The sequence below is a fragment of the Polaribacter sejongensis genome (genome assembly GCF_038024065.1).
Lineage (GTDB): Bacteria > Bacteroidota > Bacteroidia > Flavobacteriales > Flavobacteriaceae > Polaribacter > Polaribacter sejongensis.
The window spans coordinates 807,082-824,016 of the sequence record NZ_CP150667.1 but is presented as its reverse complement, the minus strand read 5'-3'; the positions used below and the strand labels follow the sequence as shown (position 1 = coordinate 824,016).

The window sequence follows — 16,935 nt, the reverse complement described above, 5'->3', positions numbered from 1 at the left end:
CTTATACGTCTATTTATATAAGGTCTTCTATGTGAAAAAAACTACTAATGAAAATTAAATTACTCTTAATCTTTCTTTTTATAGTTGGGTTTAAAACTTTTTCTCAGTCTGATGTTTATTATTTTAAAGATGCTAATAGCAGTTTAACTTATAAGAACATTGCTCAAGAAGAATTTAAACCTCTAAATAAAGAAGTTTTAGAAAAAAAATCTGAAGCTACTTTTTGGTTTAAAATCCCTGCTAATAAAACTGACTTAAATTATATATTTAGAATTAAAAGTATAAGAGCCACTAATGCAAAGGCGTATCAAAATTTAAGAGAAATTAAAAAGTTGAGAAACCAAAGGTATTCATCTTTTAAGTTTTCTAGAGAATCGCCTATGTATGTAAAAGTTAGTTCTAATTTTAGTTCTTATTTTCCTGTTGAATTAAATACAGTGGAAGATGCTGCTTTTGAAGAAAAAATACAATTACTGATTGATGGTTTCTATTATGGAGTCGCTTTTTTGGTAATTCTGTTCAGTATTAATTATTTCTATTTTTTTAAAGACAATTCATTTTTATATCATGCCTTTTTATTGGCAAGTTTAACCCTTAGTTTTATTTTATCAGATGGTATTTTGCATTTATTTAATGTAGATGAAAAAAATATTGAATTTTTAATTCTTTTAAATTATGTGATACTCGCTTATTGCTCTTCTAGATTTGCTAATGGTTTTCTGCTATTAGATGACTATTACCCTAAAGTAAAAAATTATACCTATATCATAGGTGCTGGTATTATTCTATTTGTAATTTTATTTTTAATTTTTAAAAAGAATGATTTATATATAATCTTAGGTATTTTAACAGCAATACTTTTATTTGTGTATTGGTTTTTAGGTGTATTACTTTTTAAGGAAAACACGCATACTAAATTATTTACGTTTTCTTATGTAATTATATTGTTTAGCGGAATAGATTTTTATATTTTAAAAAATTTCGGAATTTCTTTATTTGAAACCAATGCCACTAATTTAAAAATTGGTGGTTTTATACAGATTATAGTCCTTTCATTTGCTGTGATATATAGGGAAAAGGATTTGAGGAAGTATAACTCTTTAATGAAAAATGAGATTATAAAGTTTTCTGAAGAAATAGAACAACTTACATTACAAGAGGAACCTATAAAGGTAAAGTTAGATGTTTTAAGTTTTAGAGAAAGAGAAATTTTTAATTTAATTGTATCTAGTAAATCAAATAAAGAAATAGCAGCTGAAGTAAATATCTCTGTAAATACCGTTAAATTTCATGTCAAAAATATTTATGGCAAATTAAATATTAAAAGTAGAAAAGAAGTTTTAAAAATTTAAGCTATTTTTAAGTGCTAATTAATAAAAAGAAAACTTACGTTAATATTAAAAGAATTTATTTGAAAACTTATTAGTAGTTTTTTTATGTTATTGTTTTTTAGCTTGTTATATGTCTATTTATATAAGATATTCTGTTAAAAAAACAGCTAATGAAAATTAAACTATTATTAATCTTGCTTTTTATTATTGGGTTTAAAACTTATTCTCAATCTGATGTTTATTACTTTAAAGATTCTAATAGTAGTTTCAGTTATAAGAATATTAACCAATTAGAATTTAAGCCTTTACGTACGAAAATTTTAGACAGACATTCTAATGCTACTTTTTGGTTTAAGGTACCTTCAAAAGAAACACATTTAGATTATATTTTTAGAATAAATAATATAAGAGCAATTAATGTACATGCGTATCAAAACTTTAATGAGATATCTAAATTAAGTAATCAAAGATATGTTTCTTTTAAATTTTCTAGAGAAGATCCTGTATATATAAAAGTTAACTCTAATTTTAGTTCTTATTTTCCTGTAGAATTGAGTACAGTTGGTGAGGGGACTTTTAATGAAAAAGTACAGTTAACTATTAACGGTTTTTATTACGGAGTTGCTTTTCTAGTGATTCTTTTTAGTATTAATTATTATTACTTTTTTAAAGATTCTTCCTTTTTATATCATGCTTTTTTATTGATGAGTATTACTTTTAGTTTTGTAATTTTTGATGGGATCTTAAATTTTTTTAATGTTGACCAGAAAAAAATAGAATTCTTAATTTTATTAGATTATATCTTATTAAGTTATACATCTTTAAAATTTGGAAATAGTTTTCTCTTGTTAGAGAAGTATTTCCCTAGGGTTAAGAAGTTTACTTTTGTTTTGTTTTTAACAATTATTTTATTCGTAATCTTATTTTTTATTTTAAGATTAAACGAGTTATATATAATTTTAAGCGTTTTAACACTTTTGCTTTTATTTGTTTTTAGGTGTTTTACTATTTAATAAAAACAACTATACGAAGCTCTTTGTACTTTCTTTTGCAATTTCATTATTTAGTGGGCTAGATTTTTTTGTTTTAAAGAATTTTGGAGTTTCCTTATTCGAAACAAATGCTACCAATTTAAAAATAGGAGGCTTTATGCAAATTATAGTATTATCATTTGCTGTTTTATTTAGAGAAAAAGATTTAAGGAAATATAATTTCTTTATGAAAAATGAAATTAGAAAGTTTTCTAAAGAGATAAAACATCGTACAATACAAGAAGAAGCTTTAAAAGTAGATTTAAATAATTTGAGTTTAAGAGAAAGGGAGATTTTTGACTTAATAGTCTGCAGTAAATCAAATAAAGAAATAGCAGCTGAAATAAACATTTCTGTAAATACTGTAAAATTTCATGTGAAAAATATTTATTTAAAATTAGATATTAAAAACAGAAAAGAAGCTTTAACATTAAAAAAGTCATAAAACACTAGGGTTTTAAGGTAAACCACCCAAATACTACCCAAATACTACCCATAAAATAAATAGAATTAGTTATTATATATAGTACATTTGAAATATGAAATTAACCCCCCAATAATTTTAATTGTAAAGACCTTCAATATTTCTATTGAAGGTCTTTTTTTATTTCATTTTCTCAAAAAATGTCATTTTATAATCGGGTAATAAATCTGGATTTGTAATTTTAATAAAATCTTTTAAAACTAAATCAGGTCTCGTGGCAGCTAATTCATAATATATAATTCCGCCCGTTTTTCCTTTCTTAATTGTTGAAGTGTAAATTTCATCATTTTTAAAAGCATCAAATTCTGTATAAATTTTATTACTTTGTAATAATTGTTCTTTAGTAGAAAAGAACCCTGGAGAAATCCAATATTCAGCATTTTGACCTTTATCAAAAATACTTTCAAAACTTAAAGACAAACTCCCTTTTCCTTTTGTGTGTTTCCATAAGTAGTTAAGGTTTGCATCTTTTATAAATTGTGCTACAAAACTTTCACCTGCAGGTAAATTCCAAATATCTTTACTCATGATTGCACCAGACAAAATGGTTGGTTTTTTGGTTGATTTTAGTGCGATTTGTTTTGCTACTAAATAATTACCTTCAATTACTTTAAAAATACTATCAGCTTGTTTTTCTTTATCAAAAAGAACACCAAAAAACTTAATCCATTCTGCTCTTCCTAAAGGAGTTTCTTCTAACCAATCTCCATTATAAATTACGTTTATTCCCGCTTTCTGTATAGTCGTTAAGCTTTTGTCTGCAGAAGAAACACTATAACCAACTACTAGTTCTGGTTGTAAGTCTAATAGTATTTCAGTATTTAAAGAGGTTTCTTTACCTATTTCTTTTATTTTTCCTGCATCAATTAACTGTCTTGTTTTTTCTGATGATACATATCTAGCATAAGGAAAACCGATAATTGAGGTTTCTTCGTTTAACAACTCAACCATAGGAATATGAGTTGTAGAAGTAACTACAATTTTTTGAATAGGAGTATAGATGGTATTTTCTAAAGGTGTATTTTTTTCTGATTTACTTTTAATAATATATTCAGAAACTTCTTTAGAATTTTGATAAGCAGATTTTATAACCAACTTTTTAACGCCATTATCCTCTACAATGTCAAACCCCTTAGCGTATTTAATACTACTTTCTGTTTGTGTATGATTATCAACTTTAACAGTCTCTTTCTTACAAGAAACGGTTATCAATAAAAATAATAAAATAGGAATTAACTTTATGTTTTTCATTATGAATATACTTGATTTTCTTGTTCTTGAACTCTAATAAAAGTAGTTCTTTTAGTCAATTCTTTCAGCCTGCTTGCACCAACATATGTACATGTAGATCTAATTCCGCCTAAAATATCTATAACAGTATCATCTACATTTCCTCTGTAAGGAACTTCAACTGTTTTTCCTTCGGATGCTCTATAATTTGCAACACCACCAACATGTTTGTTCATGGCAGTTGTAGAACTCATTCCGTAAAAAGCTTTAAATTTTTCTCCATTTTTTTCAATCAGTTCACCACCGCTTTCTTCATGTCCAGCAAGCATGCCGCCTAGCATTACAAAATCTGCACTACCACCAAAAGCTTTAGAAAGGTCTCCAGGGATTTTACAACCTCCATCAGAAATAATTTGTCCGCCCATACCATGTGCTGCATCTGCACATTCTATAATAGCAGAAAGTTGCGGATAACCAACACCTGTTTTTACACGAGTTGTGCAAACAGAACCAGGACCAATACCTACTTTAATAATATCAGCGCCTGCCAATAATAATTCTTCTACCATTTCTCCAGTAACTACATTACCTGCAATAATTACTTTATTTGGGTGATCTTTACGCATTTTCTGAACAAAATTCACAAAATGTTCTGAGTAGCCGTTAGCAACGTCAACACAGATAAAGTTTATTTGAGGAAATTCAGATAAAATTTCTTTTACCTTTACAGAGTCTTCTTTTCCTGTTCCTGTGCTAACTGCAATATTATTTAAAGTTTTTTCATCAGCATTTGTAGCAAATACTCTCCATTCTTCTATAGAATAATGTTTATGGATTGCAGTAAAAAGGCCATGTTTTGCAAGTGCTTTTGCCATTTCAAAAGTACCAACAGTGTCCATATTTGCAGCCATTATAGGAATCCCTTTCCATACAACATCACTGTGTAAAAAAGTAAATTCTCTTTCTAAACTTACTTGTGACCTCGATTTTAATGTAGATCGTTTTGGGCGAATCATTACATCTTTAAAACCTAACTTTAATTCATTTTCTATTCTCATTTCTATCAAAATTATCAATCCTTAAAGGTATAAAATTTGGAAACGAATTAATTAGATTGTTCATAAGAATGCATATATATTTGCAACGATTTTGGTTTTGATGTAGAAATAATTTACATCGAATTAAAAGGGAATCTGGTTGAAATCCAGAACTGTTCCCGCAACTGTAAGTTTATACTAAGCTTGTGCTGAGTTTATTTCAGCATCATTTAGTACCTCTTTAGAGGATGTTATTAATTCTTTTACCACTGACATTTTTTTGTTGGGAAGGTATAATAACATAAAACGAGTCAGGAAACCTGCCATAAATCACGAGTTTAAAACTTTCGGGATAAAGGTTTATGTACTAATTCTATTTTGTACACAAATTTACCTGATTTATTTAGATTCCTTGTTTAACAAGGAGTAATCTTTATTGTTTTCTTGTAAAAGAAGAAGACTTAAATTAAATCATTAAAAATGAAAAAACAATTATTAATTGTTGGTGTTTTGGCATGTAGTTTTGCTAGCACAAATCTTTTTGCACAGCAAAAAGAAAAAGTAGAGGCTTTAGATGAAGTTGTTGTTACAGCAACAAAATTCAATCTAAAAAAAGAGAATACTGGTAAGGTAATTCAGAAAATTACTCAAAAAGAATTGCAACAAAATGCTGGTAAAAATGTTATTGAAATCCTAAATAATGTTGTTGGTATTGATGTTAGAGGTGTAAATTCTAATGCATCAGAACCAAGAAGTATTAATATTAGAGGAGGAAGAAATAGGCAAGTTTTAGTTTTAATTGATGGTGTGCCAGTTACAGATCAATCTGCAATTAATCAACAATTCGATTTACGTTTATTAGCCGTTAGTCAAATAGAGTCTATTGAAATTTTAAAAGGAGCATCATCTACATTATATGGTTCTGGAGCAGCTACTGCAGTTATTAATGTTGTTTTAAAGAAAGCATCAGAAGATAAAATTTCTGGTTCTTTTGAAACAAGTGTTGGTACAAATAATACCGCAAATGTTAAAGGAAGCGGATTATCTGATAACAACCAAAACGTAAGTTTAAACGGTACTTTAGGGAAACTTAATTTCTTAGGTTCTTTTAGTATTACTGGAACAGACGGAATGTCTGCTGCAAAAAGTAAAACAAATGCTGTTTATGAAAATGATAGTTTTTACAGTAAAAATGCATTGTTAAAATTAGGTTATGCAGTAAATGATCAATTTTCTATAGAGACTTTCTTAAATTATGATAATTTTGATTATGATTTTGACGCAGGGGCTTTTTCTGATAGCGATGTAAATACAGGAGATCAAGAGCAGTTTAGAGTTGGTGTAAAACCAAAATACACTTATAATAAAGGAGAAGTTTACTTATTAGCTTCTGCAAATGTGGTAGAAAGAAATTTAGAGCAATTCAATTCTTTTGCGGGTACTTTAGACAACTACGAATTTGTTGGTAGAAGTGTAAATTTAGATTTAGTAAATAGATATGATTTTAAGGATGGTAAAATTCAATTAATTACAGGTTTAAATTATCAAATTCACAGTAATAATACAGTTACTCCTTTTGCAGAAATTGAAAAAGGAATTGCAAATTTTAATACTGTAGATCCTTATGCAAGTGTAGTGTATATAACAGATTTTGGTTTAAGTGCCAATGTAGGTGGACGATTAAATATTCATAATGTATATGGTAATCATGCAGTTTATGACGGGAATCTTGCGTACTCAGTTTTAAAGAATGAAAATGCTTCTATTAAATTATTAACTTCTTATAGTACAGCTTTTATTACACCAAGTTTGTATCAATTATATGATGGTTTTTCTGGTAATTTAGATTTAAAACCAGAATCTAATGAAACTTTTGAAGCAGGTTTTGATGTAAATTATAAAGATTGGCTTCAGTTTGATGTGGTTTATTTTAATAGAAAAGAAGAAGATGCAATTATTTATGATAATGCTACCTACAAATATGGTAATGGTTCTTCTGATGCAAATGGTTTGGAAATAAATACCAATATTACGCCTCTTAAATTTTTAACTGTTAACGCTTCTTATACATATGTAGATAAAGATAATACAGAAGATTTTAACGATTATATTCCTGCAAATAAATTTGTAGCTGGTTTAGATGTAAATGCTTTTACAAATACATTCTTTAATATTACTTATAAAAATGTAGGTGATAGAAGTATTTTTGATAGGTATGGTTCTTTTGGAACTGCTGGAGAAGATGTTACTTTAGAAAGTTACCAAGTATTAGATTTTGCTGCTAATTATAAATTATTAGAAGATACTGTAACTTTATTTGGTGGAGTTACAAATATTTTAAACGAAGATTACGATGATATTTTAGGGTTTTCTACACGTGGTAGAAACTTTAAATTAGGAGTAAGACTTCAGTTTTAATAAAGGGAAATTTGCTATTTTCGAAAAGAGGAAGAAGACCATCTATTTTAGATGGTCTTTTTTTTTACAATATTTTTTTTACTTCATTTTTAATAAAACTAATAGCGGTATCTGTTGGTGGTAATGTTTTAGAGTAGTCTATAATTACCTTTTCGCGCAATTCATTAGCTGTTTTTGCCGTTTCTGCAACTTGTCTTAATTTATTAATAATAGTATTTTTTGTAGCTACAACTGCTGTCCAGGTATCATCTGTAATATACATTTGCTGCACTAAATTGTGTTCAAATTCTTGATCTATATTTGCAATCAACAATTGTAAATAATCTTGAGTGCCTTCTGTAATTGGTTTAATTCTCACCAACATTTTAACAGGGTTAATACGCTCACAAAACAACAACATCCTTTCGTAAGCTTGTAGTTTTATAGGTAAAGCTTCTTTTTTTCTTTGAGATAGTAGCGCTATTTTTTCATCAGAACTTAGCTTTATGATCAATCTGTTAAAAATATAATAGGCAACTAAACCAGTTACCAAAGCGGGTAGAATATAAGCAATACTTTCTATTAGTTTGTCTTCCATAAATTAGATAAATTTTAAAGTGTACAAATATAATACTCCTAAAAAGATAGCAATACCAAAACTTAATAAAGTACCAATTAAAATATATTCCGTCAATTTTCTGTCTTTAGATGACGTTAAATCTCCAAACCTAAAAACAGATTTTGCTGCTAGTAGAAAGCCGATAGCTTCCCAATGATTGGTAATTACAAACGTAAAAACAAATAAACGTTCTAGAATTCCAATATAATGACCTGCTTTTGCAAGAGAGTCGTCGTTTTCTTTTTTACTTTCAGGATTCCACTGTGTAATTATTATTTTGATGATAATTGCAGAAACAAAAATAACCAACAGTAAAAAGATAATCAATAATAAGAGTTGATCTGTTATGAGGTTTTCTGTTGATAAAGAAAAATCTACATAAAAGGAAGTAGCAAATACTAATATGGTAAGATGTAAAACTTGATCTATAAAAAACCAAATTCGTTTTGTTTTCTTTTTCTGTAGATAGAGTTTTAAAAGATCTATACTATAATGAGATATTATAATTAATAGAAAAGCAAGCCAGTATTCTTTAAGGTTAAATTGAAGTATCAATACTAAAAATAATGCATGAAGCGCAATGTGATAATATAACTTTACCGACTTTACCTTCTTTTCTTCTTTGTTTTTAACCCATTTTTCTGGTTGAAAAACAAAATCGCCTAAAATGTGAGCTAATAAAAGTTTTAGAAATAAAATCATTTTGATTTTTCTTTTTTAATTATATTTTCAATTTTTACATTATTTTCATCATTTAGAGTATATTTAAAGTTATCCATTTCTTTTTTTCTATTTTCAGTACGAACCTTTAATTTTTTTATTGTATCAGATAAAATATCATTTTCTTCATATACTTGGAATTCCATTTCTTTTTTTATTTTTTGATTGATAATTTTTCTAAAACGTTTTTCTAGTTTCATAATAGGTTCAAATCCAGCACGTTTTTGGCGTTCACTAACACGTCCTTGTGTAATTCCTAAAAGAGCTGCAATTTCATTTTGTGTGCTATTTTCCTTTTCTAAAGATATTTTAAATACTTCTGCAGAGTTTTTTGTCCAAGAATCCATGGTTAATAATGCCAAATCAAAAGCGATGTTTAGTTCTGCATCAACTTCTTGCCAGGGAGTTTTTATAGCAATGGTTTGCTTCTTTAGATAGGTGTCAAATGCATAACCAGAATTTATAAAAGCTTCTCCGTTAGATGCTGTAACTTCTGGAGTATTAAATTCTTTTTCTCCAATTCCAATCCCAATTCTAACGTCTATATCTACTGTAGATTTTAAGTGAGATTTTAATTTTAAAGCTGCGTAAAATGCATTTTCACAGTTTTCTATTTCTAATTGAAAACTATCTCCTCTGTAAATCTGCCAATATTTTGGAGAGTCACCAAAAGTGCTCAACGCCTCTTTTAGCGTTTCTAACCAAAAATTATCATCCTTCTTTCTAGAATTGATGATGTCGCCTGTTAAAATACTTGTCATTTGTAAATCTTAATTTTTAGCTAATATATCAATTATTAAGCTAAATAACAATATTATCTGCCTGTAAGCAGATATTTTAAATTATCTGTCTGTAGGCAGATAATTGTATTTATCTGTTCTTAGGCAGATATGTTTGGATTTTCTTATGTGAAAATTGTGAATAAATAGTATTCATCTTCTTTTATAGAAACGAATAGTTTGGTTAATTTCACGCTTTCAAATTCCTTTAAAATAAACCATTGAGCACATATTTAGATTCTTTAAACGAACCACAGAGACAGGCTGTCTTACAGAAAGACGGACCCATGATTATTATTGCTGGTGCGGGTTCTGGTAAAACACGTGTATTAACCTATAGAATAGCGCATTTAATGAAGCAAGGCGTAGATTCTTTTAATATTTTATCACTTACATTTACCAACAAGGCAGCCAAAGAAATGAAGGCAAGAATTGCTAGTGTTGTAGGTAACAGTGAATCTAGAAATCTGTGGATGGGAACTTTTCACTCCGTTTTTGCTAGAATTTTACGTACCGAAGCAGATAAATTAGGGTTTCCAACTAATTTTACAATTTACGATTCTCAAGATTCTGTTCGGTTGATATCAGCAATTATAAAAGAAAAGAATTTAAATAGAGAGCAATACAAGCCTAAACAGATTCTAGGTAGAATTTCTTCCTTTAAGAATAGTTTAATTACGGTTAAAGCCTATTTTAATAACCCAGAATTACAAGAAGCAGATTTACATGCAAGTAGGCCAGAAGTTGGTAATATTTATAGAACCTATGTAGACCGATGTTTTAAGGCTGGTGCAATGGATTTTGATGATTTATTGTTAAGAACCAATGAGTTATTGGCGCGTTTTCCAGAAACGTTGGCAAAATACCAAGACCGTTTTAGATATATAATGGTAGATGAGTATCAAGATACAAACCATTCTCAATATATTATTGTGAGAGCTTTGGCAGATAAATTCGGGAATATTTGTGTGGTTGGAGATGATTCTCAGAGTATCTATAGTTTTAGGGGCGCAAATATTCAGAATATATTAAATTTCCAGAAAGATTATCCGGATGTAAAAACCTTTAAACTTGAGCAAAATTATCGTTCTACAAGTAATATTGTAAACGCCGCAAACTCTGTAATCGAAAAAAATAAAACAAAATTAGATAAAGAAGTTTGGACCTCTAATGATCCTGGAGAAGCTATAAATGTAATGCGTACTATTTCCGACGGAGAAGAAGGACGTTTTGTAGCACAATCCATTTGGGAGAATCAAATGAACCATCAATTAACTCCAGATGATTTTTGTGTTTTGTATAGAACAAACTCACAGTCTAGAGCAATTGAAGATGCGTTGCGTAAAAAAGGAATTGATTATAAAATTTACGGAGGAATCTCTTTTTATCAAAGGAAAGAAATAAAAGATATCTTATCTTACTTACGTATTTTAATCAACCCAAATGATGAAGAAGCGTTAAAAAGAATAATCAATTACCCTGCTCGTGGTATTGGAGCGACTACTATAGATAGACTTACTATTGCTGCAAATCATTATAAAAAATCAATTTTCGATATCATTAAATATATCGATAAAATAGATTTAAAAATAAATACGGGGACTAAAAATAAGCTTCGTAATTTTATGACAATGATGCAAAGTTTGCAAGTAGAATCGCAAACAAAAAATGCATTCGAAATTGCTGAAACAGTTGTAAAAAAGGCACAATTAATAAAAGATTTAGAAAAAGACGGAACGCCAGAAGCAGTTAGTAAGGTAGAAAACGTTCAAGAACTTTTAAACGGAATTAAAGATTTTATTACGGATAAAATTGAAGAAGGAGGCGATACTTCTTTAACTACTTTCTTAGAAGATGTGGCGTTGGCAACAGATTTTGATGCTAAAAAAGAAGATGACAAACCATCTGTTTCTTTAATGACGATTCACCAGTCTAAAGGATTGGAGTATATGTATGTGTATGTTGTTGGATTAGAGGAATCTTTATTTCCTTCTGCAATGAGCATGAATACGCGAAGTGAATTAGAGGAGGAGCGAAGGTTGTTTTACGTAGCCATAACAAGGGCAGAAAAAGTAGCTTATTTAAGTTATGCGCAAACCCGTTATAGATGGGGGAAATTGGTAGATGCAGAACCTAGTAGATTTTTAGAGGAAATAGATGATCAGTATCTAAATTACATCACTCCAAAAAGTACCAACCCAGCAATCAATAACTTTGTAGATAAAAGTATTTTTGATGATGCTCCAAAAGGAATTCGTTTTCAAAAACCGATTCAACGTAAAAAAATGGAACGTGATTTGGTGAAGAAAAAAGAAATTATTATTCCTAAAAATCTAAAAAAGGTATCTCAAGCAACCTCAAAACCTAATTTATTTGATGGTAATATTGTTGTGGGTAATTTTGTAGAGCACAATAGATTTGGTACAGGAGAGGTAATTGGATTAGAAGGAAATGGACCAAATAAAAAAGCAGAAATTAAATTTGGTACTGTTGGTAAAAAGAAATTATTACTTCAATTTGCCAAATTAAAAGTAATTGGATAGCAAAAGGCTATCTTAAACGGTGTTTTTAATTGTCATTTAAACTGTCTTTCCCTTGAAAAAGGGAATCTAATTAAAAATGAATCCTAAAAACTAAAAATAAATTGTTATTTTGCAACGTTAAATAACTACAAACTATAATTTTTCAGTTCTAGTGTTTTCTTTTGGTTAAAATGATAAAGGAAAATGTATCGAGAACACTTCTCAAAAATATAAAAATGACATTCGATTTAGAATACAATTCAGAAAGACCGTTAATGATAATACCAGAATACGGCAGACATATACAAAAATTAGTAGACCATTGTTTGGCTTTAGAAACTAAAGATGAACGCGATAAAATGGCAAAAGCTATTGTAGATGTTATGGGAAATTTACAACCACATTTACGTGATGTACCAGATTTTAAACACAAACTTTGGGATCAGTTATATATCATGGCAGATTTTAAATTAGATGTAGAGTCACCATATCCTCAGCCATCAAAAGAAGAATTACAAGAGAAGCCAGAAGGATTAGCGTACCCAAAATCAGCATCTAGATATCGTTATTATGGTAACAATATTCAAACAATGATAGATATTGCTTTAAGTTGGGAAGAAGGCGAGAAAAAAGAAGCTTTGGTATTTACAATTGCAAATCACATGAAAAAGTGTTATTTAAATTGGAATAAAGATACTGTAGATGATGCTGTAATTTTTAAGCATTTATTCGATTTATCTGATGGTAAATTAGATTTAAGAAATACAGAAGAAGAACTTTCTGAAAGTAAAAACTTGTTAAGAAAGCCACGTACACAAGGACAGGGGACTACCGCTACTAAAGGCACTTATAAGAAACCACAACATAGCAATCAAAATAAAAATAGAAAAAGATATTAGTATATGGCATCATTTAAAATTGAAGGCGGTCATAAATTAAACGGAACCATTACTCCACAAGGAGCAAAAAACGAAGTTTTACAAATACTTTGTGCGGTTTTATTAACCCCAGAAAGAGTTGTTGTAAATAACGTTCCAGATATTATTGATGTTAACAAACTAATTTTTATTCTTGGTGAATTAGGAGTAAAAGTAGAAAAATTAAGTAGAAATTCTTACGCTTTTCAAGCGGATGAAATCAATTTAGAATATTTAGAATCTGCAGATTTTAAAAGAGACGGAAGTTCTTTGCGTGGTTCTATTATGATAGTTGGTCCACTTTTAGCTCGTTTTGGTAGAGGATATATTCCAAGACCTGGAGGAGATAAAATTGGTCGTAGACGTTTAGATACCCATTTTGAAGGGTTTATACGATTAGGTGCAAAATTTCGTTACAATAAAGAAGAACATTTTTACGGAGTAGAAGCAGAAGAATTATTTGGCGTAGATATGTTATTAGATGAAGCTTCTGTAACAGGAACCGCTAATATTTTAATGGCGTCTGTTTTAGCTACAGGAACTACAAAAATTTACAATGCCGCTTGTGAACCTTATATTCAACAGTTATGTAAAATGTTGAATTCTATGGGCGCTAATATCTCTGGCGTTGGCTCTAACTTATTAATCATAGAAGGAGTAGATGCTCTTGGTGGTTGTGAGCACAGAGTTTTACCAGACATGATTGAAATTGGTTCTTGGATTGGTGTTGCAGTAATGACTAGATCTGAATTAACAATTAAAGACGTAAGTTGGGATAACTTAGGACAAATACCTAATGTATTTAGAAAACTAGGAATTAAATTAGAAAGAAAAGGAGATGATATTTATATTCCTGCACAAGAATCGTATGAAATACAGAATTTTATAGATGGTTCTGTTTTAACCGTTGCAGATGCTCCTTGGCCTGGATTTACGCCAGATTTATTGAGTATTGTTTTGGTAATTGCAACACAAGCAAAGGGAACTGTTTTAATACATCAAAAAATGTTTGAAAGCCGTTTGTTTTTTGTTGATAAATTGATAGATATGGGGGCAAAAGTAATTTTGTGCGACCCACATAGAGCTACTGTAATTGGTATGAATTTTGAAAGCTCATTAAAAGCTACCAAAATGACATCGCCAGATATTAGAGCAGGTATCTCATTATTAATTGCTGCTTTATCTGCTAAAGGAACATCAATAATAAATAATATAGAACAAATAGATAGAGGTTACGAGAATATAGAAGCTCGTTTAAAATCTATTGGAGCTAAAATTGAAAGAATTGCTGAATAAGGAAAAGTTTTTTATTAATTTAAAAATACTTTTAAGTCATGATAAGAAGTTTGTGGAAAGAAGAATGGAAGCATATTAAATTTGATGAGAAAATTTCTGATGTAAAAAAATTTAAGATTTCTAATTTTGGAAGAGTGCTTTATTTTAAAGAAGATAAAGAGTTTTTAAGAAATAAGAGTTTTATAAATGGATATGAAACTATTTATGTAAAGCAAATTGCTAATAACAAATCTACAAGTAGGTATGTGCATAAATTAGTGGCAGAGCATTTTATAGAAAAAGAAAACGAAGATCAAATTTATGTTTTACATAAAAATTACGACAAAACAGATAATACTGTAGAGAATTTAAAGTGGGCAACTAAAAGAGAGAAAGAGTTGCATCAGTTTAAAAACCCTGTGTTTATAGAAGCTATAAAAAACAAAAAAACTAGTTATAAGCTTACAGAAGGAAAAGTGAAAATTATAAAAAGGCAACTCAAAAATAAAAGAACAAGAATTACTATGATTGCCAAACGATTTGGAGTTTCAGATATGCAAATTCATAGAATTAAATCTGGAGAAAATTGGAGCCATGTTAAAATATAAAGAAGTTAAAAATAGTGTCAATCTGACACTATTTTTTTGTTGGCAACGTTTTTGCCTTTTAATAGTAGACATTTTAACGATTACAAAGATAATGAGTAAGAAAGATAACACCCAAGAAGAAGAAATAAAGAACGAACAAGAAACTGTTCAAGTTGAAGAAAATCAAGAAGTTGAAGCTGAAGTTGTAAAAGCAGAACCTACAACAGAAGAGTTACTTCAAACTGAAAAAGATAAGTTTTTACGTTTGTTTGCTGAGTTCGAAAACTATAAAAAGAGAACTTCTAGAGAAAGAATAGAATTATTTAAAACTGCTGGACAAGATTTAATGACATCTTTACTGCCAATTATTGATGATTTTGAACGTGCTCTGTCACATATTGAAGATGATAAAGAGGCAGAAGAATTAAGAAAAGGAGTGTTGTTAATTTATCAAAAATTATTTAACACTTTAGAATTAAAAGGATTGTCTATAGTGGAAACTAAAGCTGGTGATGTTTTTGATGCTGAAATTCATGAAGCAATTACACAAATTCCTGCTCCATCAGAAGATTTAAAAGGAAAAGTAATTGACTGTGTAGAAAAAGGATACAAATTAGGCGACAAAATTATTCGTTACCCTAAAGTAGTTATCGGACAGTAAAAAAGTATTCAGTTTACAATGACAGTGAGCAACATATGCAAAACTAATGTTGTAAACTAAAGAAGTATTAATGACAGTGAGCAGTGAGAGCTGAAAAACTGTGATGAAATACTGAAAATTAAAAATAAAAAATGGCAAAACAAGATTTTTACGAAATATTAGGTCTCTCAAAATCTGCAACTCAAGCAGAAATAAAGAAAGGTTATAGAAAAATGGCGATCAAATATCACCCAGATAAGAATCCGGATGATACCACTGCAGAAGAGAATTTTAAAAAGGCTGCAGAAGCGTACGAAGTTTTAAGTGACGAAAATAAAAGAGCACGTTATGATCAATATGGTCATGCTGGTTTTGAAGGTCCACAAGGTGGCGGCGGTTTCGGTGGAGGCGGCGGCATGAATATGGATGACATATTTAGTCAGTTTGGTGATATTTTTGGCGGCGGAGGCGGTGGCTTCGGAGGCGGTTTTGGTGGTTTTGGAGGTGGCGGAGGCCAACGACAAGCTAGAGTTAAAGGAAGTAATATGCGAATTCGTGTAAGACTTACTTTAGAAGAAATAGCCAAAGGAGTAGAAAAGAAAGTAAAAGTTAGACGTAAAGTACAAGCAGAAGGAGTTACTTATAAAACGTGTACTACGTGTAATGGTTCTGGGCAACAAATGCGTGTTACCAATACTATTTTAGGTAGAATGCAAACTGCAACTACTTGTGGTACTTGTTCTGGTGCAGGAGAAATTATTAGTACAAAACCAAGTGAAGCAGATGCACAAGGTTTAATTATAAAAGAAGAAACTGTTCCAATTAATATTCCAGCTGGTGTTACAGAAGGTGTTCAGTTAAAAGTAGGAGGAAAGGGTAATGAAGCTCCTGGTAAAAACTCTGTTGCTGGAGATTTATTAGTATTAATTGAAGAAGTTCCTCATGATTTTTTAAAGAGAGAAGGAACCAATATTCATTATGATTTATATGTAAATTTCTCTGAAGCTGTTTTAGGAACAAGTAAAGAAGTGGATACAGTTACAGGTAAAGTAAAAATTAAAATTGATGCTGGTACACAATCTGGTAAAATTTTAAGATTAAAAGGGAAAGGTTTACCAAGTATAGAAAGATATGGTACTGGAGATTTCTTAATACATATTAATGTTTGGACACCACAAGAATTGAATAAAGAACAAAAACAATTCTTTGATAAAATGTCTGACAACGAGAATTTTAGACCAAATCCAAATAAATCTGACAAGTCATTTTTTGAAAAAGTAAAAGACATGTTCTCTTAATAAAATGTTAATTTTAAATAAATAGGTGACTTTTTAAAATAAGTTGTATTTTATTTAAATATTTAATG

At 29.3% G+C, this 16,935-nt stretch carries 15 protein-coding genes and 1 riboswitch; of the genes, 10 read left to right on the top strand and 5 right to left on the bottom strand.

What is annotated here, in order from left to right; all coding sequences use genetic code 11:
- Positions 1 to 47 precede the first annotated feature (47 nt).
- The 3 genes from WHD08_RS03175 (at position 48) to WHD08_RS03165 (ending at position 2,807) form a co-directional block, all read left to right on the top strand.
- Positions 48 to 1,352, top strand: coding sequence for a LuxR C-terminal-related transcriptional regulator (locus WHD08_RS03175; RefSeq protein WP_340833470.1), 1,305 nt, complete (start codon positions 48 to 50; stop codon positions 1,350 to 1,352).
- Positions 1,353 to 1,501: 149 nt separating this feature from the next.
- Entirely contained in the window at positions 1,502 to 2,344 is an 843-nt protein-coding gene (locus tag WHD08_RS03170) for a 7TM diverse intracellular signaling domain-containing protein (protein ID WP_208889253.1), read from the top strand.
- 136 nt (positions 2,345 to 2,480) lie between these two features.
- Positions 2,481 to 2,807 carry a response regulator transcription factor gene (locus WHD08_RS03165; RefSeq protein ID WP_208889254.1) on the top strand — a complete coding sequence of 109 codons (327 nt, stop codon included), beginning with the start codon at positions 2,481 to 2,483 and terminating at the stop codon, positions 2,805 to 2,807.
- A 159-nt stretch (positions 2,808 to 2,966) separates the two neighbouring features.
- Here WHD08_RS03165 and WHD08_RS03160 read toward each other — a convergent pair whose 3' ends face one another.
- Both WHD08_RS03160 and WHD08_RS03155 read right to left on the bottom strand, forming a co-directional pair.
- Positions 2,967 to 4,097, bottom strand: a complete 1,131-nt coding sequence (locus WHD08_RS03160; RefSeq protein WP_208889255.1) for an ABC transporter substrate-binding protein — start codon at positions 4,095 to 4,097, stop codon at positions 2,967 to 2,969.
- Entirely contained in the window at positions 4,097 to 5,134 is a 1,038-nt protein-coding gene (locus tag WHD08_RS03155; RefSeq protein WP_208889256.1) for a GMP reductase, read from the bottom strand. Before WHD08_RS03155 ends, WHD08_RS03160 begins: the two co-directional genes overlap by 1 nt.
- Positions 5,135 to 5,209: 75 nt before the next feature.
- Positions 5,210 to 5,455: riboswitch (cobalamin riboswitch) on the top strand.
- Between the two features lie 138 nt (positions 5,456 to 5,593).
- Between WHD08_RS03155 and WHD08_RS03150 the strand changes: the two genes are divergently transcribed.
- Positions 5,594 to 7,531: a TonB-dependent receptor plug domain-containing protein gene (locus WHD08_RS03150; RefSeq protein ID WP_208889257.1), complete on the top strand. Its 1,938-nt coding sequence runs from the start codon at positions 5,594 to 5,596 to the stop codon at positions 7,529 to 7,531.
- A 64-nt stretch (positions 7,532 to 7,595) separates the two neighbouring features.
- Here WHD08_RS03150 and WHD08_RS03145 read toward each other — a convergent pair whose 3' ends face one another.
- The 3 genes from WHD08_RS03145 to WHD08_RS03135 are packed head-to-tail and all read right to left on the bottom strand — an operon-like array spanning position 7,596 to position 9,610.
- Complete coding sequence (locus tag WHD08_RS03145; protein WP_208889258.1) at positions 7,596 to 8,108, bottom strand: hypothetical protein; 513 nt, start codon at positions 8,106 to 8,108, stop codon at positions 7,596 to 7,598.
- A gap of 3 nt (positions 8,109 to 8,111) precedes the next feature.
- Entirely contained in the window at positions 8,112 to 8,831 is a 720-nt protein-coding gene (locus WHD08_RS03140) for a DUF3307 domain-containing protein (protein WP_208889259.1), read from the bottom strand.
- Positions 8,828 to 9,610, bottom strand: coding sequence for a sigma factor-like helix-turn-helix DNA-binding protein (locus WHD08_RS03135; protein ID WP_208889260.1), 783 nt, complete (start codon positions 9,608 to 9,610; stop codon positions 8,828 to 8,830). Before WHD08_RS03135 ends, WHD08_RS03140 begins: the two co-directional genes overlap by 4 nt.
- A gap of 239 nt (positions 9,611 to 9,849) precedes the next feature.
- Here WHD08_RS03135 and WHD08_RS03130 point away from each other — a divergent pair, with 239 nt between their 5' ends.
- The 6 genes from WHD08_RS03130 to dnaJ all read left to right on the top strand — a co-directional run bounded on the left by WHD08_RS03130 (position 9,850) and on the right by dnaJ (position 16,867).
- The gene (locus tag WHD08_RS03130; RefSeq protein WP_208889261.1) at positions 9,850 to 12,171 is read left to right on the top strand and encodes an ATP-dependent helicase; all 2,322 of its coding nucleotides are present in this window, start codon (positions 9,850 to 9,852) and stop codon (positions 12,169 to 12,171) included.
- Between the two features lie 215 nt (positions 12,172 to 12,386).
- A complete protein-coding gene (locus tag WHD08_RS03125) occupies positions 12,387 to 13,049 on the top strand; it encodes a DUF4290 domain-containing protein (RefSeq protein ID WP_208889262.1) in 663 nt (220 codons plus the stop codon).
- Between the two features lie 3 nt (positions 13,050 to 13,052).
- The gene (gene murA / locus WHD08_RS03120; RefSeq protein WP_208889263.1) at positions 13,053 to 14,363 is read left to right on the top strand and encodes a UDP-N-acetylglucosamine 1-carboxyvinyltransferase; all 1,311 of its coding nucleotides are present in this window, start codon (positions 13,053 to 13,055) and stop codon (positions 14,361 to 14,363) included.
- A 38-nt stretch (positions 14,364 to 14,401) separates the two neighbouring features.
- Entirely contained in the window at positions 14,402 to 14,950 is a 549-nt protein-coding gene (locus WHD08_RS03115) for an HNH endonuclease (protein WP_165734037.1), read from the top strand.
- Between the two features lie 91 nt (positions 14,951 to 15,041).
- Positions 15,042 to 15,590 (top strand): nucleotide exchange factor GrpE, encoded by a 549-nt coding sequence (locus tag WHD08_RS03110; RefSeq protein ID WP_208889264.1) that lies wholly within the window; start codon positions 15,042 to 15,044, stop codon positions 15,588 to 15,590.
- A 131-nt stretch (positions 15,591 to 15,721) separates the two neighbouring features.
- Entirely contained in the window at positions 15,722 to 16,867 is a 1,146-nt protein-coding gene (gene dnaJ, locus WHD08_RS03105; RefSeq protein WP_208889265.1) for a molecular chaperone DnaJ, read from the top strand.
- The last annotated feature ends 68 nt before the right edge of the window (positions 16,868 to 16,935 follow it).

Excerpts from the sequence above, each read along its gene's own strand:
- WHD08_RS03170 (WP_208889253.1), top strand. The coding sequence starts at position 1,502 with ATGAAAATTAAACTATTATTAATCTTGCTTTTTATTATTGGGTTTAAA.
- dnaJ (WP_208889265.1), top strand. The coding sequence starts at position 15,722 with ATGGCAAAACAAGATTTTTACGAAATATTAGGTCTCTCAAAATCTGCA.
- WHD08_RS03155 (WP_208889256.1), bottom strand. The coding sequence starts at position 5,134 with ATGAGAATAGAAAATGAATTAAAGTTAGGTTTTAAAGATGTAATGATT.
- WHD08_RS03135 (WP_208889260.1), bottom strand. The coding sequence starts at position 9,610 with ATGACAAGTATTTTAACAGGCGACATCATCAATTCTAGAAAGAAGGAT.
- WHD08_RS03145 (WP_208889258.1), bottom strand. The coding sequence starts at position 8,108 with ATGGAAGACAAACTAATAGAAAGTATTGCTTATATTCTACCCGCTTTG.
- WHD08_RS03160 (WP_208889255.1), bottom strand. The coding sequence starts at position 4,097 with ATGAAAAACATAAAGTTAATTCCTATTTTATTATTTTTATTGATAACC.
- WHD08_RS03125 (WP_208889262.1), top strand. The coding sequence starts at position 12,387 with ATGACATTCGATTTAGAATACAATTCAGAAAGACCGTTAATGATAATA.
- WHD08_RS03115 (WP_165734037.1), top strand. The coding sequence starts at position 14,402 with ATGATAAGAAGTTTGTGGAAAGAAGAATGGAAGCATATTAAATTTGAT.
- WHD08_RS03165 (WP_208889254.1), top strand. The coding sequence starts at position 2,481 with ATGCAAATTATAGTATTATCATTTGCTGTTTTATTTAGAGAAAAAGAT.
- murA (WP_208889263.1), top strand. The coding sequence starts at position 13,053 with ATGGCATCATTTAAAATTGAAGGCGGTCATAAATTAAACGGAACCATT.
- WHD08_RS03175 (WP_340833470.1), top strand. The coding sequence starts at position 48 with ATGAAAATTAAATTACTCTTAATCTTTCTTTTTATAGTTGGGTTTAAA.
- WHD08_RS03150 (WP_208889257.1), top strand. The coding sequence starts at position 5,594 with ATGAAAAAACAATTATTAATTGTTGGTGTTTTGGCATGTAGTTTTGCT.
- WHD08_RS03140 (WP_208889259.1), bottom strand. The coding sequence starts at position 8,831 with ATGATTTTATTTCTAAAACTTTTATTAGCTCACATTTTAGGCGATTTT.
- WHD08_RS03110 (WP_208889264.1), top strand. The coding sequence starts at position 15,042 with ATGAGTAAGAAAGATAACACCCAAGAAGAAGAAATAAAGAACGAACAA.